The organism is Methanoregula sp. (genome assembly GCF_052325125.1).
In the GTDB taxonomy this organism is placed as follows: Archaea; Halobacteriota; Methanomicrobia; order Methanomicrobiales; family Methanospirillaceae; genus Methanoregula.
Window position 1 is genome coordinate 95,426 of the sequence record NZ_JBKQWO010000004.1, and the last position, 26,463, is coordinate 121,888.

Annotated in this window: 24 protein-coding genes; 12 read left to right on the plus strand and 12 right to left on the minus strand. The window is 57.4% G+C overall.

Annotated elements, in window-relative coordinates; genetic code table 11:
* Positions 1–103: 103 nt before the first annotated feature.
* From ACLQMU_RS01435 to modA, 5 genes are all read right to left on the minus strand, one after another.
* The gene (locus ACLQMU_RS01435; protein ID WP_422149424.1) at positions 104–1,165 is read right to left on the minus strand and encodes a sensor histidine kinase; all 1,062 of its coding nucleotides are present in this window, start codon (positions 1,163–1,165) and stop codon (positions 104–106) included.
* 135 nt (positions 1,166–1,300) lie between these two features.
* Positions 1,301–2,371, minus strand: a complete 1,071-nt coding sequence (locus ACLQMU_RS01440) for an ABC transporter ATP-binding protein (RefSeq protein WP_443673504.1) — start codon at positions 2,369–2,371, stop codon at positions 1,301–1,303.
* Between the two features lie 11 nt (positions 2,372–2,382).
* On the minus strand, positions 2,383–3,156 hold the full coding sequence (locus tag ACLQMU_RS01445; protein ID WP_424039759.1) for an ABC transporter permease: 774 nt from the start codon (positions 3,154–3,156) through the stop codon (positions 2,383–2,385).
* A 23-nt stretch (positions 3,157–3,179) separates the two neighbouring features.
* Positions 3,180–3,683, minus strand: coding sequence for a tRNA (N6-threonylcarbamoyladenosine(37)-N6)-methyltransferase TrmO (gene tsaA, locus ACLQMU_RS01450; RefSeq protein ID WP_422150107.1), 504 nt, complete (start codon positions 3,681–3,683; stop codon positions 3,180–3,182).
* A gap of 19 nt (positions 3,684–3,702) precedes the next feature.
* A complete protein-coding gene (gene modA, locus ACLQMU_RS01455) occupies positions 3,703–4,530 on the minus strand; it encodes a molybdate ABC transporter substrate-binding protein (RefSeq protein ID WP_424039762.1) in 828 nt (275 codons plus the stop codon).
* A gap of 201 nt (positions 4,531–4,731) precedes the next feature.
* Between modA and ACLQMU_RS01460 the strand changes: the two genes are divergently transcribed.
* Genes ACLQMU_RS01460 through ACLQMU_RS01500 form a run of 9 tightly spaced genes read left to right on the plus strand, consistent with a single transcriptional unit; the run spans position 4,732 to position 10,701 of the window.
* Positions 4,732–5,274, plus strand: coding sequence for a bifunctional cobalt-precorrin-7 (C(5))-methyltransferase/cobalt-precorrin-6B (C(15))-methyltransferase (locus tag ACLQMU_RS01460; protein WP_424039764.1), 543 nt, complete (start codon positions 4,732–4,734; stop codon positions 5,272–5,274).
* A complete protein-coding gene (locus ACLQMU_RS01465; protein WP_422150211.1) occupies positions 5,265–5,870 on the plus strand; it encodes a cobalt-factor II C(20)-methyltransferase in 606 nt (201 codons plus the stop codon). Before ACLQMU_RS01460 ends, ACLQMU_RS01465 begins: the two co-directional genes overlap by 10 nt.
* Before the next feature lies 1 nt (position 5,871).
* Positions 5,872–6,615 carry a cobalt-precorrin-4/precorrin-4 C(11)-methyltransferase gene (locus ACLQMU_RS01470; protein ID WP_424039766.1) on the plus strand — a complete coding sequence of 248 codons (744 nt, stop codon included), beginning with the start codon at positions 5,872–5,874 and terminating at the stop codon, positions 6,613–6,615.
* Positions 6,612–7,484 (plus strand): cobalt-precorrin 5A hydrolase, encoded by an 873-nt coding sequence (gene cbiG, locus ACLQMU_RS01475; protein WP_424039768.1) that lies wholly within the window; start codon positions 6,612–6,614, stop codon positions 7,482–7,484. The genes ACLQMU_RS01470 and cbiG overlap by 4 nt, the downstream gene beginning before the upstream one ends.
* Positions 7,468–8,256 (plus strand): precorrin-3B C(17)-methyltransferase, encoded by a 789-nt coding sequence (gene cobJ, locus ACLQMU_RS01480; protein ID WP_424039769.1) that lies wholly within the window; start codon positions 7,468–7,470, stop codon positions 8,254–8,256. Before cbiG ends, cobJ begins: the two co-directional genes overlap by 17 nt.
* Positions 8,204–8,869, plus strand: a complete 666-nt coding sequence (locus ACLQMU_RS01485; protein WP_424039771.1) for a precorrin-8X methylmutase — start codon at positions 8,204–8,206, stop codon at positions 8,867–8,869. Before cobJ ends, ACLQMU_RS01485 begins: the two co-directional genes overlap by 53 nt.
* Positions 8,866–9,870 carry a cobalt-precorrin-5B (C(1))-methyltransferase gene (locus tag ACLQMU_RS01490; RefSeq protein WP_424039772.1) on the plus strand — a complete coding sequence of 335 codons (1,005 nt, stop codon included), beginning with the start codon at positions 8,866–8,868 and terminating at the stop codon, positions 9,868–9,870. The genes ACLQMU_RS01485 and ACLQMU_RS01490 overlap by 4 nt, the downstream gene beginning before the upstream one ends.
* Positions 9,867–10,472: a cobalt-precorrin-7 (C(5))-methyltransferase gene (locus tag ACLQMU_RS01495; RefSeq protein ID WP_422149315.1), complete on the plus strand. Its 606-nt coding sequence runs from the start codon at positions 9,867–9,869 to the stop codon at positions 10,470–10,472. Before ACLQMU_RS01490 ends, ACLQMU_RS01495 begins: the two co-directional genes overlap by 4 nt.
* Positions 10,473–10,524: 52 nt before the next feature.
* Entirely contained in the window at positions 10,525–10,701 is a 177-nt protein-coding gene (locus ACLQMU_RS01500; RefSeq protein ID WP_422149314.1) for a hypothetical protein, read from the plus strand.
* A gap of 58 nt (positions 10,702–10,759) precedes the next feature.
* Here ACLQMU_RS01500 and ACLQMU_RS01505 read toward each other — a convergent pair whose 3' ends face one another.
* Positions 10,760–13,399 carry a response regulator gene (locus tag ACLQMU_RS01505; RefSeq protein WP_424039774.1) on the minus strand — a complete coding sequence of 880 codons (2,640 nt, stop codon included), beginning with the start codon at positions 13,397–13,399 and terminating at the stop codon, positions 10,760–10,762.
* A 436-nt stretch (positions 13,400–13,835) separates the two neighbouring features.
* Complete coding sequence (locus ACLQMU_RS01510; protein ID WP_424039776.1) at positions 13,836–14,096, minus strand: hypothetical protein; 261 nt, start codon at positions 14,094–14,096, stop codon at positions 13,836–13,838.
* A 125-nt stretch (positions 14,097–14,221) separates the two neighbouring features.
* Here ACLQMU_RS01510 and ACLQMU_RS01515 point away from each other — a divergent pair, with 125 nt between their 5' ends.
* On the plus strand, positions 14,222–15,946 hold the full coding sequence (locus ACLQMU_RS01515; RefSeq protein WP_443673505.1) for a sensor histidine kinase: 1,725 nt from the start codon (positions 14,222–14,224) through the stop codon (positions 15,944–15,946).
* Between the two features lie 118 nt (positions 15,947–16,064).
* Here the strand turns inward: ACLQMU_RS01515 and ACLQMU_RS01520 are convergent, their stop codons facing one another.
* Positions 16,065–16,589, minus strand: a complete 525-nt coding sequence (locus ACLQMU_RS01520; RefSeq protein WP_422149310.1) for a hypothetical protein — start codon at positions 16,587–16,589, stop codon at positions 16,065–16,067.
* Between the two features lie 15 nt (positions 16,590–16,604).
* Here ACLQMU_RS01520 and ACLQMU_RS01525 point away from each other — a divergent pair, with 15 nt between their 5' ends.
* Complete coding sequence (locus ACLQMU_RS01525; RefSeq protein WP_424039779.1) at positions 16,605–16,778, plus strand: hypothetical protein; 174 nt, start codon at positions 16,605–16,607, stop codon at positions 16,776–16,778.
* 801 nt (positions 16,779–17,579) lie between these two features.
* Here the strand turns inward: ACLQMU_RS01525 and ACLQMU_RS01530 are convergent.
* The 4 genes from ACLQMU_RS01530 to ACLQMU_RS01545 form a co-directional block, all read right to left on the minus strand.
* A complete protein-coding gene (locus ACLQMU_RS01530) occupies positions 17,580–18,458 on the minus strand; it encodes an A/G-specific adenine glycosylase (RefSeq protein ID WP_424039780.1) in 879 nt (292 codons plus the stop codon).
* Positions 18,459–18,605: 147 nt separating this feature from the next.
* Positions 18,606–20,468 carry a DNA mismatch repair endonuclease MutL gene (gene mutL, locus ACLQMU_RS01535; protein ID WP_424039782.1) on the minus strand — a complete coding sequence of 621 codons (1,863 nt, stop codon included), beginning with the start codon at positions 20,466–20,468 and terminating at the stop codon, positions 18,606–18,608.
* Entirely contained in the window at positions 20,465–23,185 is a 2,721-nt protein-coding gene (mutS, locus tag ACLQMU_RS01540) for a DNA mismatch repair protein MutS (protein WP_424039783.1), read from the minus strand. The genes mutL and mutS overlap by 4 nt, the downstream gene beginning before the upstream one ends.
* 101 nt (positions 23,186–23,286) lie before the next feature.
* Positions 23,287–24,027, minus strand: a complete 741-nt coding sequence (locus ACLQMU_RS01545; RefSeq protein WP_422149306.1) for a hypothetical protein — start codon at positions 24,025–24,027, stop codon at positions 23,287–23,289.
* Positions 24,028–24,145: 118 nt separating this feature from the next.
* Between ACLQMU_RS01545 and ACLQMU_RS01550 the strand changes: the two genes are divergently transcribed.
* Positions 24,146–26,341 carry a thioredoxin domain-containing protein gene (locus ACLQMU_RS01550; RefSeq protein WP_424039785.1) on the plus strand — a complete coding sequence of 732 codons (2,196 nt, stop codon included), beginning with the start codon at positions 24,146–24,148 and terminating at the stop codon, positions 26,339–26,341.
* The last annotated feature ends 122 nt before the right edge of the window (positions 26,342–26,463 follow it).

A 26,463-nucleotide genomic window follows, 5' to 3' on the forward strand; every position in this document is an offset into this window, starting at 1 on the left:
TTGCCGTCCCGGGTGACCGTTTCCGGGCCATAATTACGCCGGGGTTACGCGCCTTGCCTGATGAGCAGGTGTTTACGGCCAGGCTCCGGTGGCAACGGGTTTTTCAGCCGATCCGGTAACAGCCTTCCGGTACCAGTATCTCAAAGAGCACGCCGCTGCCGTACAGCCCGCATTCCTGGATTGAAAGCCCGGTGATCGAGAGGATCTCCCGGGTCAGGAACAACCCGAGGCCGGTGTTTTTGCCAAAACCCTTTTCGAAGATCCGCTTTTTGTCCTTATCCGGTACACCGGCGCCATCATCCCTGTACATAAGGACGAGGCCGGTGTCCCTTTTCTCGTATCTGACCTCAATATTCCGGACATGTTCGCCGTGCCGGAGCGAGTTGTCGATCAGGTTCTCGAACACTTTTTCCAGGAGCGGGTCTGCATAGACCTGGAGATCCCCGGTCGAAACCGAGAGGTGTACCCCGGCCTGGTTAAGCGGTGGTGAGAGGAGGGAAATCTGCTCTGCCACGTTCTGCCACTGCGGGGCCCTGACCCCGATATCCTCATAGGTCTTCGTGAACTCGATCTGGCGGAGGATATTGTTTGCCACGACCTCTTCCTTATCGATGGTCTTTTTCAGCTCAGGGTCCTGTACGGTCATTTTTGAGAGTTCGATGTACGCAAGCAGCGCCGTGAGCTGGTTCCTGATATCGTGCCGGGTGATGCTGGAGAGCAGTTTGAGTTTTTTGTTCGCGACAAGGAAGGCCTGCCGGGAGGCATCGAGCTGCACATTCACCAGCTGTAACTCAGAGTTCTGGACGAGGACCCGGTCCTGGTATTTCTTCATCTGTTCCACGACCGTCCCGATCAGACCGGCCACGATAATGAGCATCAGGGCACGGAGCAGCGCATCGAACGGGAATGTCCCCTGTGCGAGCCAGCTCACGTCAATGTGAAGAGTCCCGAAGAAGAGGGCGACCCATATCGCTTTTCTTCCGTACCAGAGCCCGGCAATGACGACGATCAGGTAATAAAAGTGCGTGTAGACGGTAGAAATACCGTACCGGTAATGTACAATGCATTCAAGAAAAATGCCAATAACAAGGAGAAGGACTACCGCGAACAATTTCTGATTGGCAGGATTCCTGTACCAGACGTCGGTTGCAACGCGGTCGTTCAAAACATTCTCTCCGGCAGGCTTTCTTACATTTTATGTCACTGGGATTTCATATATACTTCACGAAAGTACCCCCGGCAAACCGGTATTTTAAGAAATGTATGACGGAAGTCCGGGCACCCGGGCAGCCGATCCGGGCTATTTGCTGTTCACCGGAATTACATGGACTGCGGATGCCTTGAAGGTCGCATAAACCCGGCTGTTTTGTTCGAGCTCCAGTTCGTGGCAGCTTTCGCGGGTGAGTAATGCAACGAGCGGAAATCCCGCATCAATAACGACTTTTATCGTACTCCCCGCGGGCACCAGTTCGGTTACGGTACCTGCGAGGCAGTTCCTCGCGCTGGAAGCAAACGGGGCTTTTGAAACGATCACATCCTCCGCGTGGAGGGTTGCGACCACGGCCCCCTCGGCCTGGGAAGAGGCGGTGATCGTGACACTGCCCTCTGCCTTCACGGTGATCTCTGCAAGGCTCCCGGCCCGGCGGGCAGTCCCTTTGATCAGGTTCCCGATGCCCACAAAGCCGGCGACAAAGGTATCCTTCGGGTGCCAGAAGACCTCGGAAGGCTCGCCCACCTGGACGATCGTCCCGTTGTTCATGACGGCGACCCGGTCGGCAAGCGCAAATACATCCTCGAAATGGTGGGTGATCTGGATCACGGTCGTGCCGGTAAGCCGGTGGATCCGGGAGAGTTCTTTTCGCATGCGTTCGCGCATGGCAGTATCGAGCGCGTTCATCGGCTCGTCCAGCAGCAGGACGCGGGGTTTTAGGATCAGCGCCCGTGCAAGGGCCACCCTCTGCTGCTCGCCGCCGCTCAGCGTCCCCGGGTAACGCCCGAGCAGGTGATAGATATCGAGCAGTCCGGCCATCTCTTCGACAGCGGCCCCGATAGCAGTCCGGTCCACGTTTCTCTGCCGGAGGCCAAACCCGATATTGTCCGCGACCGTCAGGTGGGCGAACAGCATGTAGTCCTGGTACACGACCGCGATGTTTCTCGTGCGGGGTTCCGTATAGGTGATGTCCTCACCGTCCCAGCTGATCGTCCCGGCGTCTGGCGTGTGGATGCCGGCGATTGTCTCGAGTACGATGGTCTTTCCCGCGCCGGTCGGGCCGAGGATCATGAAATATTCGCCGGTCCTTACATCAAAGGAAACATTGTCGAGAAGGAATGACCCGAGCCGTTTTGAAACCGATTCAACATGCAATGCCACGAGCGCTCCTCCTAGAATACATGGGCATCATCGGCATAGTGTTCGACAACAGCGAGTGCGCACAGCGAGATTATGATCAGGATCACCGATGCCGCAACGGCAAGGTCAAGATCGCCGGTGGAGATGTTGAGGTACAGCGCGATGGGCAGTGTCTCGGTGCGCATCGTGGTGGCCCCGGCAAGCATCAGGACCGCCCCGAACTCCCCCATGGATTTTGCCCACGTAATGGTCGTTCCCGCAACAAGGCCGGGCCGGGCAAGCGGGAGGGTTACCTGCAGGAATGCGCCGGTCTCCGTGCACCCCAGCGTTTTTGCCACATTCTCGTACCGCGGGTTGACCGCAGAAAAAGCGGATTTGAGGATCCGTACCATGTACGGGAGATTGACAAATACTTCGGCAACGACAATTCCCATCGGCGTGAATACGACTGCGAACCCGAGGATTTCCAGCACTTTTCCCCAGGCCGTCGTTCCAAAGAAGAGCAGCAGCGCGATACCGGCAACAAGCGGCGGCAGGGCCAGGGGGAGGGTGAGAACAAGGTTAACCAGTTTTTTAAGCGGGAAATCGTAGCGGGCAAGCGCATACGCGGAAGGGATGGCGAGGGCCACGCAGATCGCGGTCGATACCGTGCTGGTAACCAGGCTCAGCCCGATTGCAAACCGGATCTGCGGGCTTGCGAGGCTTGCCGCGAGCGCCGGCAGAGGCGTATACAGGACAAGGCCGAGAAGAACGGTCCCGGTGGCAAGAAAAATAAAAAACGTGAGGGCCAGAGAAAACCTGCGCATCTTTGCCCCCGTTTATCCGGCACTTACTCGTGCCGTACCTGTGTCCCGGGATTTTTTGTTGGTTTACTGCACTCCCTGAGCCGCCCGACATGTTCCTGTGAGACCCAGCCGGGGCATGCGTCCGGTATGCAGTCAAACGCCGGTATGTACGGCTTGATGTCAAGGATGGGCGTCCCGTCCAGGAGATCGAGGCCGGTGACGTGGAGCGTCCTTCCCTCGATCTTTTTGAGCGTAACGTATGCGATCCCGATGGGGTTTGGCCGGTTGAAGTGCCGGGTGGCAAAGATGCCGTGCTGTGCGTTACCATCGATTAACGGCTGCTCCTGCAAAGCCCGTTTCTCTGCCCGGTTGAAATGGCAGATAAGGATGAGGTGGGAGAACCCCTCCACGTCCCGGAGTCCTTCTGCAAATTCCGGATACAGCTCGACCGTTCCCTCGAAGGTGGAAAACCTGCTCTGGAACGGCGGTTCGCCGGGTGTACAGAGCGGGCAGTGGACGATCCCTATGGGGGTGTATTCAACATGCATTAATTTTTTACCTCATAATTTACGGCGTGACGTTCGCATAGGTCGCGTTCGGGTACGTGGGGAACCCGTGCTCTGCAAAGATGGCCTTCCCCTCGTCGGATGCAACAAAGCTGACAAACTCGTTTGCCGCGGTGGCGTTCTGCGTGAACGTGGTCGCACCGATCGGGGTAATCAAAACGACATTCTGGTTGAGCGGGATGGGGATCATGTCCATGGTTTTTGCATCGTACTGGTCGAGCGTGAGAATGGCTGCATCGGCCTGGCCGGTCTGCATGATGACGGTGAGCTCGTTGATGGTCGGGGTGCGTGAGACCACGTTCTTTTCAACGGCCGCACTGATATTGAGCGCCGCAAACATCTTCGCACCGGCTTTTCCGATTGCCGTGGCATTGGCATCGCCAAGGGCGATCTTGAGACCGGGCCGCGCGAAGTCCGCCAGCGTCGTTATATCCTTCGGGTTTCCTTTCTGGACAACGATCACCGGCACATGGTACGCCACAAGTTTGCTGTCATTGACCAGGCCCTGGCTTTTTGCGGTCCTGAATTCCACCGTGGAGCCCGGCATGAAGACGTCGCCAGTCCTGGTGAGGTTCATCTGGGAGACAAGGGTTCCCGCACCGCCGTAATTGTACTGGACGGCAATACCGGTTTTTTCCGTAAAGAGTGGGCCGATTTCTTCGAGGGGTGGCTGGAGCCCGGCGCCGGCGTACACAAGGATACTTTCCGGTGATCCAGCTGATGACGTGGCCGCGGCCGACTGGCCGGAACCTGTTGATGTACACCCTGCGGCAAAGAGCAGGGATACGATCAGGATGGCAAAAACACTTCCATAACGTACATAGTTCATAGTTCACATATGCGCGAAAACAGGTAATATAATTAATTATTTAATCTCAATTTTACCAGAAGTTAAAAAAAATATGTTTACTACGTTCTACGGGAATCATTACAGCTCCATCTCCCCCCGGGAGAATGTACTGCATCGATCCCCAGTATCCCCGCCTTAAGAACAAGCATTAATACATTAACGCAACAAAATTTTCAGGAGATGGGCGACATAATGCCTGCCGGCGGGCCGACACAGGACGAAGTGATGGCGATCTCATTGTTCAAGATGGGGCTCGGGCCCCGGGATACGGTGTTCGATCTCGGGTGCGGGACCGGCAAGGTTTCGATCGCTGCAGCCGGGCTTGCAAAAAAAGTATATGCGGTCGACCGGCGCCCGGAAGCGATCGCGTACGCGAAGGATGCGGCAGAACAGGCCGGCCGGACCAATATCGAATTTTACTCAGGGGAAGCGATCGATTTTCTCACGACCGCCCCGCTCGCCGACTGTGCATTTGTCGGCGGGTCGCAGCAGATCGAAACGATCCTCCCCGTCCTTTCCCAAAAAGTACGGCGGGTCATCGTTGTCAATGCCGTCCTCGTGAGCACGCTCGCGACCGTGACAACGACGATGCAGGGGCTCGGGATCTTCCGCGAGGCCGTTCACGTACAGGTCGCCCGCTCTCACGAACTCGGAAAAAGCCTGATGTTCAGGCCGGTCGATCCGGTGTATATTATCGTGGGATCGGGTGCAGCATGCTCGTAGGCCTGGGCCTCGGGCCGGGAAACCCTGACCTGCTCACGCTCCGTGCCGTCCGTCTCCTCAGGGAAGCGGATACGGTTTTTGTCCCGGGCCGGATCGCCGCCGATCTCGTCGCGCCCTACCGCGATTCGGTCATGCTCGATTTCCCGATGACCGGTGACGAGGAGAAGATCCGGTCATGCCTCGAAACGAATGCGGAAAAGATCGCGCCGGTGGCACAAAACGGCCTTGCAGTCTTCGGCATCCTTGGCGACCCGAACTTTTTCTCCACGTTCTCCCGGCTCTGCGGGATCCTCGCGGAACGCTATCCCGGTATCGAATGCCGGACCGAACCCGGGATCAGCTCGATCACCGCATTTGCCTCCGCAGCCGGTATCCCGCTCGCCGGGGGTTTTGTCGTCTCCGATGGCGCACCGCCCTCCGCCCTCATCCGGCTCAAGGCCCGCCACCCGAAAAAGATCGCAGAAGACCTCAGGCGTGACGGGTACCGGGAGTTTGTCCTTGTCGAGCGGATGTTTTTTCCGGACATGAAAATTTACCGCGATGACGAGATCCCGGTAAAAAGCGATTACATGAGCGTGCTGTACGCGAGGCGCTGACATGGTAAAAAAACCTGTACAAAGCACGGGACCAAAAGTCTGGTTCGTAGGCGCCGGCCCCGGCGACCCCGAACTGATAACGGTCAAAGGGCTCCGGCTCGTACGGGACGCCGATGTCCTGATCTACGCCGGTTCGCTCGTCAACCCGGCACTTGTTAAGGAATCCGGTGCGGCAGTAAAACTCGACAGCTGGGGCATGCACCTTGACGAGATGGTCGATACGATGGTGCAGCATGCGCAGGCCCATGAAAACGTGGTCCGGCTCCATTCAGGCGATCCCTCGCTTTACGGTGCGATTGTCGAGCAGATCGAAAAACTCGAATCGCAGGGAATTGAAACAGAGATAGTTCCCGGCGTCTCCTCACTCTTTGCAGCAGCGGCAGCGCTCAAGACCCAGCTCACCCTGCGGGGCGTATCTGAATCGTTGATCGTCACCCGGCCTGCGGGAAAGACGCTTAAGGAGGACCAGATCGGGGATTTCTCGCGCCTGAATTCGACCATGGTCGTTTTTCTGGGGACAGAAAAACTTGCAGGGATAACAAAGAAACTAGCCTGTCCCCCGGACACTCCTGCCGCCGTGGTCTACCATGCCTCCTGGCCCGACCAGATCGTGGTCAGGGGCACGGTTGCCGATATCGCGGCAAAGGCACAGGCCGCCGGGATCGAACACACGGCCCTTCTGGTCATCGGTGGCGTCGTGGGCGACGTGAAAAAAGGACACGTCAAATCATACCTCTACTCATGAAAGACACCGTCGTGCTCGCCCTGCCCCAGTTCCTGCCGGATGCACAGCGGATCGCGGCATTTCTCGATGCGGATGTCCGCGAGTACAGGGCCGGGATCTTTGCTGAACTCTTCCCATCCGCCCGGCGGATCGTCGCGCTGATGTCCATGGGAATCGTGGTACGCGGCATCGCCCCGTACATCCGGGACAAGTGGACAGACCCTGCCGTCGTTGTCGTAACCCCGGATTTCGCTTTTGCGGTCCCGCTGCTTGGGGGCCACCACGGGGCAAACGAACTTGCAAAGGAACTTTCCTCCCTCGGCCTTGTACCGGTCATCTCCACAGCAACGGAAGCGACCGGCCTTGATTCGGCAGAGGCAATTGCCGGCCGGACCGGCTGCGCAATTGTCAACCGCGATTCGACCCGTGCGGTCAATGCCGGGATCCTCGACGGCACGACAAGACTGTATTCCGTGCCCGGCCCGGCGGTCGTCATTGCCGGCCCTGACGTGTCGATCCTCGTCCACCGCGGCGAATATGCGATCGGCATCGGCTGTCGCAAAGGAGTTACGACAGAAGAAGTGACATCGGCCATCCGCACGGCACTGGCCGGTGCGGGCATCGTGCAAAAAGATGTCATGCTCTTTGCGACCACGGCAAAAAAATGCAGCGAGACCGGCCTTATCGAGGGGGTTGCCGCAATCCCTGCCAACTTAATATTCCTTGATGATGATACTATTAACGCACAGACCGCAGCCACGCCGTCGAAGGCAAAAAAGATCGGCCTTGTCGGGGTCGCCGAGCCGTGTGCGCTTGCGGTTTCAAAACACCGGGATCTTGTCATGAAAAAGAAGATTTTTGGGAAGGTGACCATTGCCATCGCCCGATGAGACCACGGCAAACGGCCTCTGGATCGTCGGGACAGGGCCGGGACGGATGGAGTACATGACCGGCCGTGCGATCGAAGCGATCTCCCGTGCGGACTACGTGATCGGAAACGACAGCTATCTCGAACCGCTCCGGCCTTTGCTCGCCGGGAAACAGGTGATCCGGAGCTCGATGGGTAAAGAGGTCGAACGGGCAAAAAAAGCGATCGAGCTTGCGCAGTCCGGCAGGGTTGCGATTGTCTCCGGCGGGGATGCAGGGGTGTACGGGATGGCCGGCATCGTCCTTGAGGTGCTCGAACATTCGGGTGCGGAGATCCCGGTGGAGGTAGTCCCCGGCGTGACCGCGGCAAATGCCGGCGCTTCACTCGTGGGGTCGCCCCTCTCCGGGGATTTTGCCGCGATAAGCCTCTCCGACCTCCTCACGCCCCTTGAAGTGATAGAAAAACGCCTCGACGCTGTCTTTTCGGTCGGGATCCCGGTCGTGATCTACAATCCCCGGAGCCACGGCCGGCCGCATAACTTCGCGCTCGCGGTCGAACATGCCCGGAAATACTACCCGGCCACCGTGCCGGTCGCGGTGATAAAGAACGCCCTGCGCAAAGGACAGGCCGACCCGGTGATAACGACGCTCGGGGAGATCGAAAGCGTCATGGACGCAATCGATATGCACACGACCGTTATCATCGGCGGAAACGAGAGCAGGATATGGAGGATGGCAAACGATGTCAAAGGAATCATCACGCCACGCGGATACCAGCACAAATACCTATATTGACCCGGGGGCTTCCACCCCGGAAGCCTACGAGATCTCAAAGACTTCCCGCACGCTCGCACGAAAGATGGTGGGAAACGAGACTCCCGAAGACCGGGTGCGCCAGCGGTGCTCGGTCGCAGTGGGCGATTTTGCGATGGCGGAGCTGCTGCGGTTCCACGCAGATCCCGTCCCGGCCGTGATCCGGGCCCTCAAAAGCGGTGCCCCGATCATTACCGATATCCGCATGGTCCAGGTGGGCATCCAGAAGAAAGGGCATAAATCGGAGATCTTCTGTGCGCTTGACTTCGGGAGTGGGATTGCCCAAGAGCGGGGGATCACGCGGAGTTCTGCCGGTTTCCTGGCACTTCGCGACCGGCTGGCCGGATCCGTGGTGGTGATAGGCAACGCCCCGTCCGCACTTCTTACGGTCTGCGATATGGTACAGGATGGCATCCGTCCGGCTGTCGTGATCGGGACACCGGTCGGGTTTGTCAACGCGGCAGAATCAAAAGCCCTCCTCCGTACTCTTGACATTCCGTCAGTTTCGACTGAGGGGACGCGGGGCGGTACTCCCGTTGCCGTCGCGGCCATCAACGAATGCATCACGATCCTGATCGAGGAATCGGCGTCATGAGGGACCCGGTCACCGGTTTCCTGTACCCCAAAAGCTGGCAGGAGAAGGTCGCCGATCCCCGGGCACTCGACCTTGTCGGACAGGGTTTTGCCGTCCTGACCGCATCGGGGACGGTCCTCCGGCGCGGGTACACCACCGGGACTACGGCCGCGGCCGCATGCAAGGCGGCGATCCTCTCGCTTTCCCGTGAAGTGTCCCGGGTCACCGTACTGCTTCCCTGCGGCCTTTCTGCTGATGTACCCGTTGCGGCGCAGGCCGGGTATGCATCGTGTAAAAAATATGCCGGGGACTATCCCGGGGATGTGACGGCAGGCATCGAAATCGTAGCAGAAGCCGTTGGCGCACCGGACGGGCTTACTCTTGTCCCTGGACCGGGTATCGGGTATTTCTCCCGTGACACGCCCCGGTACCGGAAGGGAGCACCGGCGATCAGCGAAGCGCCACTGGCCTGCATTCTTGCAGCGATGCAGGAAGCGCTCGACGTCACCGGACTTTCCGGTGCCACTGTCACGCTCTCGATCCCCGAGGGGGCCCGTGTGGCAAAAAAAACCCTCAACCCCCGGATCGGGGTCATGGGCGGGATCTCCGTGCTCGGTTCGACAGGACTTGTCGAGCCCTGGGACGACCATCTTGAAGAATCGGTCAGGGCACGGCTGTCAGGCACAAAAAACGTCGTCCTCACCACCGGCCGGGTCGGCCTTCGGTACTCGCGCCTGCTCTTTCCTGACCGGGAGGTCGTGCTTGCGGGAGGCCGGATCGGGGAGGCCTTGTCCGCTGCACAGGGGGACGTGATCCTTTGCGGGCTCCCTGCCCTGATCTTAAAATATATCGACCCGCATATTCTTGATGGGACAGGTTTTGCCACTGTCGAAGAACTGGCCGCATCACCGGCATTTTTACCGGTCGCGGAACCGGTGCTTGCAGCGTTTGGGAAAAAATATCCCCGGGTAAGGGTGGTCCTTGTGAACCGTGACGGGAAGATCATTGCGGAGAGTCCATGAAGATCGTCGGTGTCGGCTGCGGGCCGGGCATGCTCACCGAGCAGGCGGCACAGGTGATCCGGTCGGCGCGGTTCATCTATGGGTCCGGCCGTGCGATCGAGATGGTAAAAAAAATAATCCCGAAGAACTGCACCGTGCGATCCATCAGCGATTACAGGAACCTCTCGCAGCTGCCGGAGAATGCGGTCGTCCTTTCGACCGGCGACCCGATGCTCGCCGGCCTCGGGTACCTGCCTGGCGAAGTGGTGCCCGGTATCTCGTCCCTCCAGGTCGCCGCAGCCAGGCTTCACATCTCCCTCTCCCGCGTTGCCATCATCGTTGCCCACGGGCGCGGGCATGAGAAGGCCATGCAGGAGACGATCGATGAACTGAGGCGTGAAAAGATTGTTTTTCTCATCGCGGATCCAAAATTCGAGGTGACAGAACTCTACCGGCGGCTCGGCGCGACAGGGCTTCTGGTCCCGTTCAGGATCGCGGTCTGCGAGAACCTCGGGTATCCCGATGAGCGGATCATTACCGGCGACCTGCTCGCCCCGCCCCTGCCGGACGCGGATCTCTATTCACTCGTGATCGGGCAGTTCGGGACCCGCGTCAAGCGGTGACACGACAAAGATTTTTCTTTTCCGACCGGCTACCTTTACCCGTGAGAAGTGCATGGACAAGGCAACCAAAACCCAGTTCAGCTACCTGTTCTTCATTGCAGGCCTGATCATGCTCGTGATACCCGAACTCAACGGTCTGGAGTTCCTCCCTGCCGATATCCGCCAGTATTTCCCCGTCCTCTTTTACCCGGGGATCGCCTGCGTCGTGATCGGGTACGTGATAAGATAAAAGGGACACTTGTTTTCCTTAAAAGTGATAAAAACAAAAAACATGACTTCCGATGGAGCTAGGTTCCGGTAATCCGGTATACCCCCGCCGGCACCCTGATCTCAAACCGCGTGCCCCTGCCCGGCTCCCCGGTCTCCACAATTGTAATACCCGTCAGGGAAAGTATCTCCCGTACAAGGAACATCCCAAGGCCGGTATTTTTCCCGAATCCCCGCTCGAAGATCCGTTCCTTTTCCTCAGCAGCGATGCCAATCCCGTTGTCTTCCCACACAACAACCAGATCCTCGCCCGAATGGTGGGACGTCACCCGGATGTCCGTGACCCGCTGTCCATGCCGGACAGAGTTGTCAAGGAGGTTGAAGAAGACCTTTTCCAGCATTGGATCGGCAAATACCTCAATGCCCTGCACATCTGCATTCAGGGCGATCGTTGCCGGGACATGGGTGCGGGGCATGACGGTGTCCAGTCCTGTCCACTGCGGCTGGTTGGTGCCGAGATCCTGGTAAACCCGGGTGAATTCGATCTGTGATCGGATCGCGGTGGTGGTGGATTTTATTTTCATCAGGTATTCGCCCACCGCGGGATCACTGGATTTTTTCTCTGCAACTTTGATGAACCCGAGAATGATGGATATCTTGTTGAGGATGTCGTGCCGGGTGATACCGGTAAGCAGGTTGAGCTGGCGGTTCGCCAGACGGAGGGCATGTTCAGATCTCTTGCGTTCGGTGGCATCCTCAACACTCGAGAGAATATAGATTTTCCCGTCCATCACAATAAGGCTGGATGAAAAGAGGCAGGTCCGTATTTCCCCGGTTTTTATCCTGCACTTTACCTCCATCCCGTTAATGGTCCGGTGATCCCGGAGCAGGGAGATCAGTCGCTCATATTCATTTTTGTCGGCAAAAATCCCCAGGATTTCCGACGTTTTACCAACTACCTCCTCGTGCGAATAGCCAGTACTCCTGATAAAGGAGTCGTTGATATCGACAAATGTCCCGTCGGTTGCGGATACGAGCGTGAGCGCAACCGGGCTGCTCCGGAAGACGGTGGCAAATTTATTCTCCGATTCCCGCAATGCCGCTTCTGCCCGTGTGCGTTCCGTGACGTCCCGCAGGGATACCAGCATTGCCGCGGAATCCCCGAACGTGATCTTCTTCCCGATGCACTCGACCCAGATCTCCCGTTTTTTTTCGGTGATGAGTTTATATTTGACGAGGTATGCATCGGTGCCCTGCGCGACTTTACTGAAATCACGAAGTACTTCTGCCTGCGATTCGGGGGCCACAAACTCCATGACATTCCTCTTCCCGATCACCGCCAGGTAATCCTCTATATCGACAACAAGGCCCGCTGAACGGTTTGCAAAGAGGATGTTTCCGGTAAAGTCCGTGATCAGGATGCCGTCAAGCGAGTGCTCGACAAGAGCCCGGAACTTCTCCTCACTGGCACGGAGCGCCCGTTCATGGTTGCTGAGCTCGTCATAATTCTCCCGGAGTTCTTCCTCCGTAGTAGTAAGCTCTTCGTAGGCGGCGTGGAGATCTTCGTTTTTCTTTATCAGTTCCTCTTCTGCTCTCTGCCGGTCGGTGATATCCCGGAGCGAGACAAGGATTGCCGGAGCGTCGCCAAAACGGATACTCTTCCCGATACTCTCCGCCCACCGTTCCTGGTCCGTTGTCGTGATGACCTTGTACCGGGAAAGGTACCCGTCGATCCCCTTTGCCACCTGGGTGAAATCCCGGACCGCATCTCCCTGCGATTCCGGGGCAATAAACTCCAGCACGTTTCTTATACCGAACATCTCATGATAATTCTCTGCGCCGATAAGCCGTCCTGCGGCCTGGTTTGCAAAAAGGATTTTTCCCATGGGGTCAAGGATAAGAATCCCGTCCAGCGTGTATTCCACGAGCGTCCGGAATTTCTCTTCGCTCTCCCGGAGGGCAGACTCTGCAATTTTGCGATCGGTTACATCCTTGAAGATCCCCCGGGTATACTGCGGCTTCCCGTCGGTTATTTTACAGTTCGTCATACCCTCGACAAACACTTTTTTCCCGTTCCTGGCTTTGAAAACCACATCGATGATCCCTACATTTTCACCGGCGATGACCCGGGGAAATACGTTTTTGCAGTACTCCTTGCTCTCATCGTCAATAATATCGAAGATCGTGAGGTTCTCAAGGTCATGCTCACCGTAACCAAGCGTATCCTGCCACTTTTTGTTGACGAACAGGAAATGCCCGGCAGGATCAACGCTCTGGATCAGGTCATTTGCATTCTGGACGTCATGATAACGCTGCTCCTGCTCTGCAATGTACGCCTGTACCTGCCGCATCTTGACAGCCTGCCGGATCATGTGCGCCAGATCGGCAAACTGGGCCTGCGGGTCACCACCTTTCTGGACGTAGAAATCCGCACCATTGTTGATCGCATCGATCACGACCTCTTCACGACCCCGGCCGGTAAAGAGGATAAACGGGATATTCCCGAAGCGTTCCCGGACCGCTTTTAAAAAAGCGATCCCATCCATGCCAGGCATCTGGTAATCGGAGATGATGGCATCGTACAACAGGACCGAAGAGGTGTCCAGTGCTTCCAGTGCTGATGTCGATGTCCCGACCCTGAACTCACCGGATTCCTCAAGGAAGATCCGGCCTATGTCAAGGAGATCCGGCTCATCGTCGACATAGAGAACAGAGATCATTCCATCAGCCTGAAACGCATATACGCAATCTATTGAAGAGTACGATGGCACAAAAAGATTTCTTAATGAACCTGCACACGGACAATAAAACCGTGAATGCAGGGGAATCCGGTAAAAAATCCCGGACCGCTCTTTGTGATCACGTATGCTGTCCTTATCGGTTGCAGAGCGTTCGGAAGGAAAATGGGAACCTGGAACGGTGGAAACGGGCCTGAACGGGTCCTCATCTTTAATGCCGGATGTGATCGCCCGTGGAACGTTCAGGTACCGCAACCCCGTGCCGTTCAGCCGCGTAATCCTCCCTCATCTCTGCCCGGTCGCCCGCAGTGTTCACCAGAACCGTGCAATACAGGGATCGCTATTGTTCCCGCCGCCTCTCCCCCCCAACGCAATGGTTTTACTGCATACCTGCAGGTGCAGGCAGGGGCACCTCTTTTCACTGCAACGATCGCATCGTCCGCCCGATGCAATCCGGAGAACGATCTGCCGGAATTTTTTCCGGCTCCTGTGCCCTGTACCGGATGACGAGACAGTCATCGTTCATGGTAACGGGGATGCGAGCATGCAGGGCACATGCCATTGCATGCCCTGCGTCGCAGCCCGGGTCGGGGTTTACGCCATGACCGCCCGAATCCTGGTTTTCCGGTTTTGTCACATAGCGGTACAGCTGTTTTTCAAAAAGAGTGCGCATATTCATTACATGCACAGGTATATTGGATAGTAACCGGAACTATCCCGCAGGTTTTATTTCTTAAGCATACAGGAACAGGGATGGCGGGGAGTGGCGGAAACGAACCCGGTTTTGGGAGCAGGAAACCACCGATGATCGATGTGTCATTTGCAACTATTGATTTGGTACGGGTTTCGCTTCAGAATTTTACGATCATCGCGACACTGGTCCTTCTCTACAATTTCATCCCGGACAGGTTTCGTTCACAATCAAAACTTGCCTTTTCGCTCTCTGTCGGCGGCATCTTTGGCTTAGCGGCAGCCATCAGCATCCCTGCACTCTGGCAGGCAACGGGCGATCCGATCCTTGGATTTAATGTAATCCTTGTCCCCCTTGCCGGCTTTATAGGAGGTCCTGTATCTGCAGCGGTTGCTGCCATAATCTTTCTCCTGGGGAGTGCAACTGTATCGACGGGATCGCTCGTGTCAACGGATATCCTGATCGTCGTCACGAGCGGGATCCTGCTGGGTGCACTTTTTTATTATGGCCGATCATGGAAGCGCTTCCCCCAATCGTACCTTATCCAGATTTTCCTTCTCGGGATAGGTGTTGCGCTTATCGAGAGTTATTCATTTGTTCTCTCCGTCGCTTTCCAGACCTCACCCGCTCCCCTGTCCTATTTTTCTTCGGTAGTTTCCATAATTCCCTTTATCGTCTTCAGTATCGGAGGTACTATCCTGCTTGGATCCATCACCGGGTTTATCGATCGTAAAAAGCAGGCAGAAAAGGAACTCCATGAATATAAGGATCATCTTGAGGGCCTGGTAAGGGAGCGGACCGCCGAACTCCGGCAGGCAAACTCCCTCCAGAGGGCAACGATAGAGTCCACGGCAGATGGTATTGTTGTCATGGACCGGGACGGCATCATCCGGATGTATAACCAGAAGGCAGGGCAGATCCTCAACCTTCCCCCGCACCTCGAAGAAGGGCCGCAGGGTACCTTCGGGGTAATCACCGATCACCTTGTCGCCCTCCTTTCAAATCCGGATGAATTCATCAGGCTGATTGCACCCTTATCGGATTCTGCCGGGCAGATCGTCACCACAGACCTGGCGTTTGCGAACGGCAGGATCTATGAACTGTACGTCCAGCCGCAGCGGATCGGCAATCATATTGTCGGAAGGGTATGGAGTTTCCACGATATCACCAGGCAGAGGCAGGCTGAGGAGGCTGTCGCCGCGGCAAACAACAAACTGGTCCTGCTTTCGACTATCACCCGCCATGATATTCTCAACCAGATGACCGCCCTCCTTTTTCAACTCGAACTGTTGGACCAGGATAACCGCGATCCCGGTGCCTCATCTTACATCAGTACAATGAAAAAGATCCTCGGGCTCATCCGGGAACAACTGGAGTTCACCCGGGACTATCCGGATCTCGGTCTTAAGAAACCAGAATGGCAGGATGCCGGAGCAGCATATACCAAAGCCGCGGGATCGTTTGCGGGCCGGAATATTTCTTTTTCCGGTGAGACCGGCCATGTTGAGATCTTTTGCGATCCCATGTTCGGACAGGTATTCTGCAACCTTATAGATAATTCCCTCCGGCACGGGGAGCGGGTATCAGAGATACGGTTATCGATCAAAAAAGAAGATCCGGATCTGCTCCTTATATATGAGGACAATGGAACCGGAGTTGTACCGGAAGAGAAGGAGAAGATTTTCCTTAAGGGTTTTGGGAAGCATACCGGTCTTGGGATGTTTCTGATCAAGGAAATCCTCTCGATTACCGGACTCACGATACGGGAAAACGGTATCTACCTGCAGGGGGCCAGGTTTGAGATCCGTGTTCCCGCCGGAAAGTTCCGGAATTTATAGTCGGCAGCAGTATTCCATGCAGCGTCAGTCCTGAAGATCGGGAATTCACCGGGCAGTACCGGATATACGTTTTCACGATCTGCAGGGCAAACGGGACCGTTTAAAAATTCCCGGCCCGTTATTTCTTTGCCACTGCCTCCGCTTGTGGCGCGGGTTTTTTTTCAATCCTGATTTCGCACTGTCGATCTCCGGTGCACATGGTGCGCACGAACCGGGCAGTATATTTATTGTTGAGAACCGGGACAGCGGTGAGCGTGAGCGCCATGCACCGGGAGAACGCGTGCTCGTGATCGGTCGCGAGCGTATGGCCATGGATCAGGAACGGGCAGCGCTTGACCAGTACAACTGCACCGTCCTCAGCGAGCTCGATGGTTTCGCCGCCATACTCCGGCCCGAAGAGGACGGTGATCGCGACCTGTAAGCTCCGGGCAATCTCCTGCGCATTCCGGAACGGAAGCGAACAGTCATGGACGATATCCCGGACCATACGGGCAAGCTCCATCCAGATCTCCTGTTCCAGCGCATCGTACTTTTTCCCGAGCGCCTCGCGGAATGCGATATCGTACAGCGCGGGAAGCTTCGCAGCGCATTCTGCAGCAAACCTCCACCTCACCGCATCGGGAATATCTTTTAAGTCCTGCATGATCTTCCTGACAGGATGTTTGGGAAAAAGGATAATATCAATATGATCACGGGTGCAGGCTGTACCGCTGCCCGGACATCCAGCACCGGTTTTTTGGGAGGTGTTGTTCTTACAAAAACTTCCGGAAGAATCATGTCGATTGCGATCTGCCAGATCATGAGCCGGGCAATGCCTGCATGCGAAGGATGAACCGGATCCTGAACCTTCCGGAAGTGTCCGCTTCGTCTCCCCCCGGTGATGTCGGTTATGGTCCGGCAGATCTTGACCGGACTCAATTATGTATCGTATGACGGTACCTTGTGGAAACGGATATAATCGGTTTAATTACTAAAACGAACTGTTATGGCCCGTTTTCCCGGCGTTTTCAAAAAACAGGCGCCATGGCCCTTCCTGTGGCAGATCGTCCCGGGATCCACCTCATCTCCACCCCTTTTTTAAGGGCTGCTGCAAGGCCGCTATAGTGCAATTTTTATTCGTTTTAAAATCGGTATTTTGAGAAAACACCTGATTTTTTGTCACTTTTCCGTGACGGTGGACATTATTTCCTGTGAGACCGGAAAACGGGCCGGAAAATCGGGAATCGGAGGAAAATTTGGGGCCGGATTTGGTGGGGGGAGGGGGGTATTCCTGATATCTTGTGGTGGTGAGGGCCCGGACCCGATCACTCCAAGGGACCAGATACGTGAAACCCGTCGGTATGTTCCGTGGGCGACCGGATCGGTCTTCAGGATGTTTTGATGAGGAATTCGCACGAAAACCGGCAGTAAACGGGGATTATTAAGATATTTTACCGTCGAAGGAAAAACATTAGAACGACACTACCAGAGGCGGATCTTTTCACGGCTCAGCCCGGGGACGGGAAAATGAAAAGAATACCTGTTTTGGAAATCCGGGCCGGACTCCACCTGGTTTTCCGGTTTTCCATGGTTGCAGGAGCCGGGAACTTTTCCTGTTCGCAGTAAAAAAAAAAGACCTTGCTGCACCGGTGCTTTATTCCGCGAGCCGGTACCCGTCCCGGCTCTTCCGGATAAAACCTTCGCTCTCCAGCGCCGCAAGGATCCTGCGCACCCGGGCCGTCTCCTCCTGCACATGGTTGACGACTGCTCTTGCTGGAACGGGAGATTTCCCGATCAAAAATTTCAGGATCATACCCCGTATCCTCCGGTCAGATCCTGCAAACGGCGCCTGTTTCGTGTACGAGGTGCTCTTCCGGTTCGGGTTGGAAACCGTTTTCTTGAGGTTTGTCCCGAGGTCCATGAGCGCCCAGTACCAGACCCGGGGGTTTTCTTTGTCGAGTGCCCGTTCCACAAGCGACAGGATTTCCTTATCGGACACCGTGTCCTTATCCGGGAAAAAGAAATGGATGAACACCCGCCGGATATTGGTCTCGATAAAAACGACCGGCCGATTAAATGCGAACGCACAGATGGATGATGCAGTCGCCGGACCGATGCCGGGGAATGTCGCAAGCACCAGCGGGTCGCGGGGCACTGTCCCGCCGTACTCATCCATAATTTTTTCGGCACATTTTTTCAGCGCGATGGCACGGCGGTTGTAGCCCATACCCTGCCATGCCGCGAGCACTTCGCACTGCGGGGCCCGGGCGAGTGCGGCAACGTCCGGAAAGGCAGCGATAAATGCCGGGTATTTTACGGCGACCCGTTCCACCTGTGTCTGCTGGAGCATGATCTCGGAGACCATGATCCGGTACGGGTCGTCCGTGTGACGCCAGAGCATGTCATGACGGCCGTTGCGTTCGTAGAAGGCGAGCACCTGGGCCCGGAATGCTGTGATGGCCTCATCGGTCGGTGGATACCAGGGGGCTGACAGCCCGGGGAGATCGAGATGCGCCTGCGTGGATGGTTTCATGAGTGCGGGGTGACGGTATATTCGTACCGTGTCGTACGGTAATGGTGATAAAAATTGATATTGCTGCAGAAAGCGGGCCGAAATTCGGACCCGATACTATGAGAAAACCAAACGGCACAGACCAAAAGCACAGGTGCAATGCCGGCTTCACGTCCGTTTGAACATTTCGTCCAGTTTTGCCCGGGAGAACCGGATCATGGTCGGCCGGCCGTGGGGGCAGGTGAAAGGTGTCTTTGTTGCCCGGAGCTGGTTGACGATCCGCTGGCACTGCTCGTGCGTGCAGACCGTGCCGGCCTTTATTGCACTCCGGCATGCGATAATACGGGCGATCCGTTCGCGGTCGCTTACGGGCCGGTCCAGGTCGCTGTTTAAGAGATCGCTCACAAGGTCGTCGATCTGCTCCGGCCCCTCAATCTTTCCCATCACGGCCGGGACGGCCCGGACCAGGAACGAACCGCTCCCGAACTCCTCGATAACAACTCCTTCCTGCGCGAGCACGGGAGCGAGCTCGCGGAGGATCGCCGCGTCCTTTGGCGGCCGGTGGATGATCGCGGGGACGAGCAGCTCCTGCGAGTGCCGTGCCGCCATGCTCCGGCTCACCTGCTCATAGAAGATCCGTTCGTGGGCGGCGTGCTGGTCAATAATGATGAGTTCGCCGTCCGCAGCGGCGGCAAGGATGTAAATCCCGCCGACCTGGCCTATGACCTCCATCGCGGGCACGGCCACAGTTACCGGGGGAACCCCGCTTGCAAGTTCGGTCTGCCGGAGCCGGTGATCGGTCGAGACAGTACCGGTATGGGTCGGCTCGGTGAGGGCGGGGGAGACATCTGTGCCCGGGGCAGGTGTGGCAGCCGCCGGCAGTCCCCGGGTCCCGGCACCGTACGGCACCGCCGGTTCTGCAACGCCCGGGGGAGTCCTGGCGGATGCGATCCCTGCTCCTTCAAGTTCCCGGTTCTGCGGGCGGGGTACAGCGACTTCGGGAATCAGGTCGCTTTTCCTGAGCGCCGAATGCACCGCTTCGCGCACTGCCTCCGTGATCTCTTTCTCCTTCGAGAGCCGGACTTCCCTTTTTGTCGGGTGGACATTCACGTCTACGAGCCGGGTATCGATGGCAAGAGAGAGAAATGCGACCGGGAACCGGTCACGGGGGAGAAGCGTACCATAGCCTTCCCTGATTGCACCGGTAACGGATGGTGACGAGATATAACGATCGTTGATGGCAACGAGGATCCGGTCGCGATCTTTGCGTGAGAGGGCCGGACGGGAGACAAAGCCCGCGATGTGCATGAACGGCAGGTCGGAAGAGACCGGGATCAGTTCGCGTGCGCAATCGTTGCCGAAGATCCGGGCAATCGTATCGAGTGGCCGTGTGGTCCGGTCGGTTGCGAGCTGCTCGCGGTTGTTATGGTAAAAGCGAAACGATACCTGCGGGTAAGCAAGGCAGAGTCCTTCGAGGATCCCGTGAATGCGGGCGAGTTCCGTATTGAGGTTCTTCTGGAATTTTTTCCTGGCCGGCGTATTGAAGAAAAGTTCCTCCACGAGGACACTTGTCCCTTCAGGGGTCCCGGTCTCTCCTTTCTCTTTTTTGGCACCGCCGATCACAACAAGCCGGGTCCCGGCGGCAGTGGCGCTGCCCCGGGGTTTTGTTACAAGCGTTACTTTTGCGACAGCGGCGATGCTTGCAAGTGCCTCGCCCCGGAAGCCCAGCGTATGGATCTTAAAAAGGTCGTCGATTACGGTGATCTTGCTCGTCGCGTGCGGGGCAAATGCCAGCTCCGCATCGGCCGGCAGCATCCCGCACCCGTCATCGGTTACCCGGATGGCCGAGATCCCACCCTGGACGGACGTCATATCGATCCTCACCGTGCGTGCCCCGGCATCGATCGCGTTCTCCACAAGCTCCTTGACGATCGATGCCGGGCGCTCCACGACTTCTCCCGCCGCAATCTGGTTGACCGTTGCCGGGTCGAGGACCCGTATCTTCCGGGTTCCTGTCTCATTCTGCGTCATCGTTCAGCCTCTTCCGGGTCAGTCCCGCCGGATTTTTTTGCGAGACCTTTGAGTTCGGCAAGTTTTGCCAGTGCCTGCATTGGCGTCATCGTGTCAGGATTTATCCGGGATAGTTCTTCGACTACCGGGCCCGGCTTTTCCGGCCCTGCATGCGCCGGTGCGCTGTCATCTGCGAGCAGGATCTGGGTGTAGCGCCGGGCCTTTGCGCCCGGGGCGACGGCACGGTTGAGGGACTCATTGAGGATCACATCGGCACGGTCGGTCACTTTTTTCGGGATTCCGGCAAGCCGGGCGACGTGGATACCGTAGCTCTTGTCAGTCGCACCGGGGATGAGCTTCCGCAGGAAGACGACCTCCTGCTTTGTCTCCTGCACCGCGAAATGGTAATTTTTCACCCGCTTTAACTCCTCTTCCATATCGATGAGCTCATGGAAGTGGGTGGCAAAAAGCGTCTTTGGGCCGGCAGACAACCTGCCATGCAGGTATTCGAGTACCGCTCTTGCAATAGAGCACCCGTCCACCGTGCTTGTCCCCCGACCGATTTCGTCGAGGATAACAAGACTCTTTGGGGTCATGTTGTTGAGGATGTTTGCCAGTTCGAGCATCTCGACAAAGAAGGTACTCTGGCCGCTTGCGAGGTCATCGAACGCGCCGACCCGGGTGAAGATCCGGTCGATGATCCCGATACGGGCGGAGCGGGCGGGAACAAAACTCCCGGCCTGCGCCATGATGCAGCAGAGCGCGACCGAGCGCATGTACGTGGACTTTCCTGCCATGTTCGCACCGGTAATGATCATAATCTGGGTCTTTGACCCCGACAGGTCGGCATCGTTTGGCACAAATCCACCGGCTAGATTCCGTTCGACCACCGGGTGCCGCACGTCCCGTAAGGATATGGCATCCCCGTTGTCCAGCTGCGGCCGGACATAATCGCCGGCCTGCGCAACCTCGGCGAGCGCAGCAGATACATCAAGCGTCGCGATCCCGGTTGCAATCTGCTGGAGGACAGGGATCCTTGTACGGATCTGATCGATGAGCCCGGCATACAATGTGCGTTCGAGCGCGAGCACCCGCTCGTCAGCGTTCGTGATCAGGGTCTCTTTTTCCCTGAGCTCGGGGATTGTATACCTCTCCCCGGTGGCCGTGGTCTGCCGGCGTTCGTACCGGGCCGGGACAAGGAGGACGTTGGTCTTACTCACGTCGATATAATAACCGAAGACCCGGTTGTACCCGATCTTCAACGATTTTATACCGGTCTTTTCCCGCTCCTGCTGCTGGAGCTCTACAATCCAGTTCTTTCCTGAGTGCAGGATACCGGTCATCCCGTCAAGTTCTGCAGAATAGCCGGGCCGGATCACTCCGCCGTTCTTTGCGATCGCGGGCGGGTCATCAGTGATCGCTTTCCTGACGAGATCGATGACATCAGGGAGATCGCAGAGCATATCCCGCGATGCAGCCACAAGTTCCGGTAGAGCGGCAGTATCGGGTCCCGCTCCCGGTGGCGCTGCGAGGCATTCTTTGATCGCCGGGATCGTTGAAAGCGAGTCGGCAAGTGCCACAAGATCGCGGGGCCCGGCATTCCCGTACGCGATCCGGGCCGTGATCCGTTCGATGTCGGCATGGCGTGAGAGCATGTCCTGGAGCGAGAGGCGCAGTGCGGTATTTTTTGCACAGTACTCCACGGCATCGAGCCTTCCATCGATCTGCGCGATGTCCGTGAGCGGGCGGGTCAGCTGCCGGCGCAAAAGGCGATTGCCCATCGGGGTCTTTGTCCGGTCAAGTACCGAAAAGAGCGTTGCGCCCCTTGTGCCGCCCCGGATGCTCTCGTGCACTTCGAGATTGCGCAGCGTGACTGCATCGAGCATCATGCTCTGTGCGGACGTGCGCACAGAAAGCCTGCTTACCTGCGGAAGGGCGGACTTCTGGGTCTCCTCCGCATAGGAAAGCGCTGCTCCTGCCGCCCCGACAGCGGCCGGCATCGCGTCGCACCCGTAGCCGGCCAGGGTTGCCACCCTGAAGTGATCGCAAAGGGTGCGAAAGGCCCGGTCCGGAAGGAACCGGTCGTCTGCGTACGGTGTCACGACGACATTGTTCTGACGGATGCATGCCCGCAGCTCATCGTCTGCCGTTGAAGGGACAACGCATTCGGCCGGCCGGTACCGGGCAATCTCGGACCGGATATTCTCGACAATTCCCCCGGCCGGAAGGGCAGAGACAGAAAATTCCCCGGTCGAAATGTCGAGGAGCGCCATGCCCCAGTCGCCGCCTTTTGTCCCGGGAGCGATTGCCATAAGGTAGGCGGCGGCCGAAGAAGGGAGCATGGCCGGGTCGATCACGGTGCCCGGGGTGATCACCCGGATTACCTCACGTTTCACGAGCCCTTTTGCCGTCTTCGGGTCTTCGGTCTGTTCGCAGATCGCGACCTTGTAGCCCTTTGCCACCAGCCGCGCGATGTAGCCTTCGCCGGCATGGTGGGGGACACCAGCGAGCGGGATGCGCCGGTCCCCGTTCTTTGACCGGGAGGTGAGCACGAGATCGAGTTCCCGTGAGACGATCTCCGCATCGCCCTCGAGCGTCTCGAAAAAGTCCCCGATATGGAAAAACAGGATGGCATCGGGATACTGCGCCTTGATCTCCCGGTACTGCCGCATCCCGGGGGTGAGGTTTTTGCCGTCATCGGCCACCACGCCGGTGCCGGAACAAGGCTCAGTTTTCATCTGCATTAGTGTTTTGCTGACCGGGAGATTAAACCGTGCGGATCCGGTAAGGCGGGTTGATAATTTTTGCCTGCGCAGTCATCTGATCCCTGCATCACGGGTCATGAGGCTCTCCGGTAAAATACCAGTGCCGGCAGCGACACGACAAGGGCTGCCAGTTCGAAGGTAAATCCGATGCCAAGCCCGGTGCCAAACAGGCTGATGATCGTAAGAAAAATACCGGTGACCGGAGGAATATTTGCAGCAAGGATGGCAAAGCCGGCAATTATGAGGATGAATATCCCGGCAATGGCATTTTTCAGGTCCTGCGTGCTCGGGGAAAACGAGAGCGCGAGGCTCATAGCCAGATAAAGATAGAGAATAAACCAGCCGTTGAATGCCGTAACAAGATTCTGGTACAGGGTCCGGCCGGTCACCAATATCAGAGAGTACACCGCCGCAGGAGAGCCCGGCACCGGTATGGCCGCAGGAAATGTGCAGCCGGCATACGTCCCAAAGAGCCATGTGAGTGCGGCAAGCACGAGCGGAAGGAAAAAAAGCGGGGCTGTGCTGATGATCACGTTCCCAATGACAGGGAGCGCAGGTTGTGCGTACGAGACCATCCCCCCCTCCTTTGAGAGGAGCACAACTTTTTTGATTTTCGCACCGGTAATAAGGCAGCCGATAATATGGGAACACTCGTGGATGACTACGCCCGGGGCGCTTAAAAGAAAATAGAGCCATGGGTGCCGAAGTACCCGTGCCCACAGGTGATCGATCAGGCGCGAGAGCCCCATCACCGCAAGCCCGGTAACAATGACGACCAGAAACGTAACCATTGCCGGGGACACTTCACTGCCCATGATGCAGTATGTCCGGCTGTATCCATAAAAAATGCATGCAGTCTTCCGGAATCGGGTGCGGCCCCTGCCCGGCAGGTACTTCTGATAGGATAATATAGCGCAGGAACGATGAACCTGTATGCCTCCCGGGAAAACTTCAGGTCCCCGCACTGACGGAACCGATCGGGCAGACCGATCGCCCAACCGGCTGATCCATGAGAAGAGCCCGTACCTGCTCCAGCATGCGCATAATCCTGTCGACTGGTACCCGTGGGGGGACGAGGCGTTTGCCCGCGCAGCAGCGGAGAGTAAACCGGTCTTTCTTTCTATCGGGTACTCCACCTGCCACTGGTGCCACGTAATGGCAGAGGAATCATTTGAGGATCCGGCCGTTGCCGCCGTTCTCAACCGGGAGTTTGTCAGTATCAAGGTCGACCGTGAGGAGCGCCCGGATATCGACAGCGTGTACATGGGGGTCTGCCAACAGATGACCGGCCGGGGAGGCTGGCCGCTCACGATAATCATGACAGCGGAAAAAAAGCCGTTCTTTGCGGGCACGTATTTCCCGAGGGAGAGCCGTGCCGGGATGCCCGGCCTTATCGAAGTTCTCGAACGGATTATTTCTCTCTGGCGCGGGCAGCAGGATGAGCTGTACCGGGCGGCCGATGAGATCACCAGGCTTGCCGCCCGGCCCGGGCCGGCCAGTCTTGCGGGCGATCCGGACCGCGTGCTTCTCGACAGGGGATTTCATGAACTTGCGGCACGCTTCGATCCGGAGAACGGCGGGTTTGGCAGCGCTCCGAAATTCCCGGCCCCCCATACCCTGATATTTCTTATCAGGTACTGGCACCTGACCGGTGAAACCCGTGCACTTGCGATGGCAGAGCAGACGCTTGACGCAATCCGCAGTGGCGGCATCTGGGACCAGATTGGCTCAGGCCTGCACCGGTACGCAACCGATGCCCGGTGGCGCATCCCGCATTTCGAGAAAATGCTCTGCGACCAGGCCCTGCTGGTGCTTGCCTGTAGCGAGGCCTACGAAGCGACGCGGCAAAACCGGTACCGTGCGACCGCGGATGAATGCATCGCATACGTGTTCCGCGACCTGCAGGATCCGGGCGGTGCGTTTTATTCAGCAGAAGATGCAGACAGCCCGGGTGGGGAAGGGGCGTATTACACGTGGACACAGGAAGAGATCGATCGGGCTCTTGGACCGGAGGATGCGGCTGTTGCTGCCACTTTGTTTGCCCTTGCGCCTCTTTCTGAAACCGGTGCCGGTACCGGGAGTGTACCTCGTGATGACAGGAAGCAGCGCAGTGTTCTCTTCGCTGCCGGAACCCGCAACATTCCTGCAGAGGGGCCGTACATCACGGAGCAGGATTTCGTCATCCTTCGGGATGCGATCCGGTCCCGGCTCGCTCTGGCACGCGGACAGCGTCCCCGGCCTGCACGTGACGACAAGATCCTCACCGATGCCAATGCACTTTTTTGCACTGCCCTTGCGCGGGCAGGCCGGGTATTCAATAACCCTGCATACACCAGCGCCGCATCCCGTGCAATGCAGTTCCTTTTTGCGCACCTGATGGACAGCGAAGGGCACCTCCTGCACCGGTACCGCGATCACGTGAGCGGGATTCCGGCATTTGCTGACGATTACGCGTATACGATCGCTGCTCTCATCGAACTCTACGAGGCAACATTCGAGATCGCGTATCTCAGGGACGCGCTCGGACTCAACACCTTGTTTCTCGCGCATTTCCAGGATGCAACAGACGGGGGGTTCTTTACCTCTTCCAGTACAACCGTGGATCTTCCGGTACGCAAAAAAGAATGGTATGACGGGGCAATCCCTTCGGCAAACTCGGTTGCCTTCGAAAACCTCATGCGGCTTTCCCGGCTTACCGGGGATACCGTGCTCGAAGAGACGGCATCGGCATGCGCCCGGTATATTGCCGGGGCTGCTTTCAGGTCCCCGTCAGCAGCAGCCGGTTTCCTTGCTGCGCTCGTGTGTTCGCCAAGGACCGGGGCAGCACAGGATCTCGTGATCACCGGTGACCCGGCAGATCCCGGCACCCGTGCATTGCTGGACGCGCCCGGTGACCTGTACCTTCCGGGCATGCTCATCCTGTACAGGCCCCCTGGAGAAGCCGGGGATCTTGTTGATGCAGTCTCCCCCGTCGCACGCGGCCGGGGAAAACCTGATGGCAGACCAACTGCATATCTCTGCACCGGCCCGGCCTGCCTCATGCCGGTGAGTAATCCCGAAGAACTTAAAAAAAATCTGGTGGCGGGAAAGACGGAACAGTTGCGCCGTAAAAAACCGGATACTCACTAAACAGGAACGGGGGATCATGCACGGTTACCGGATAAAAAAAAATTTGCTCTGTAGAAAACCTGAATGGGATGAGTAAGAACGCTCTTTTAGGTCTCCGGCAGGCCTCTCGCCCCCGCACGCTT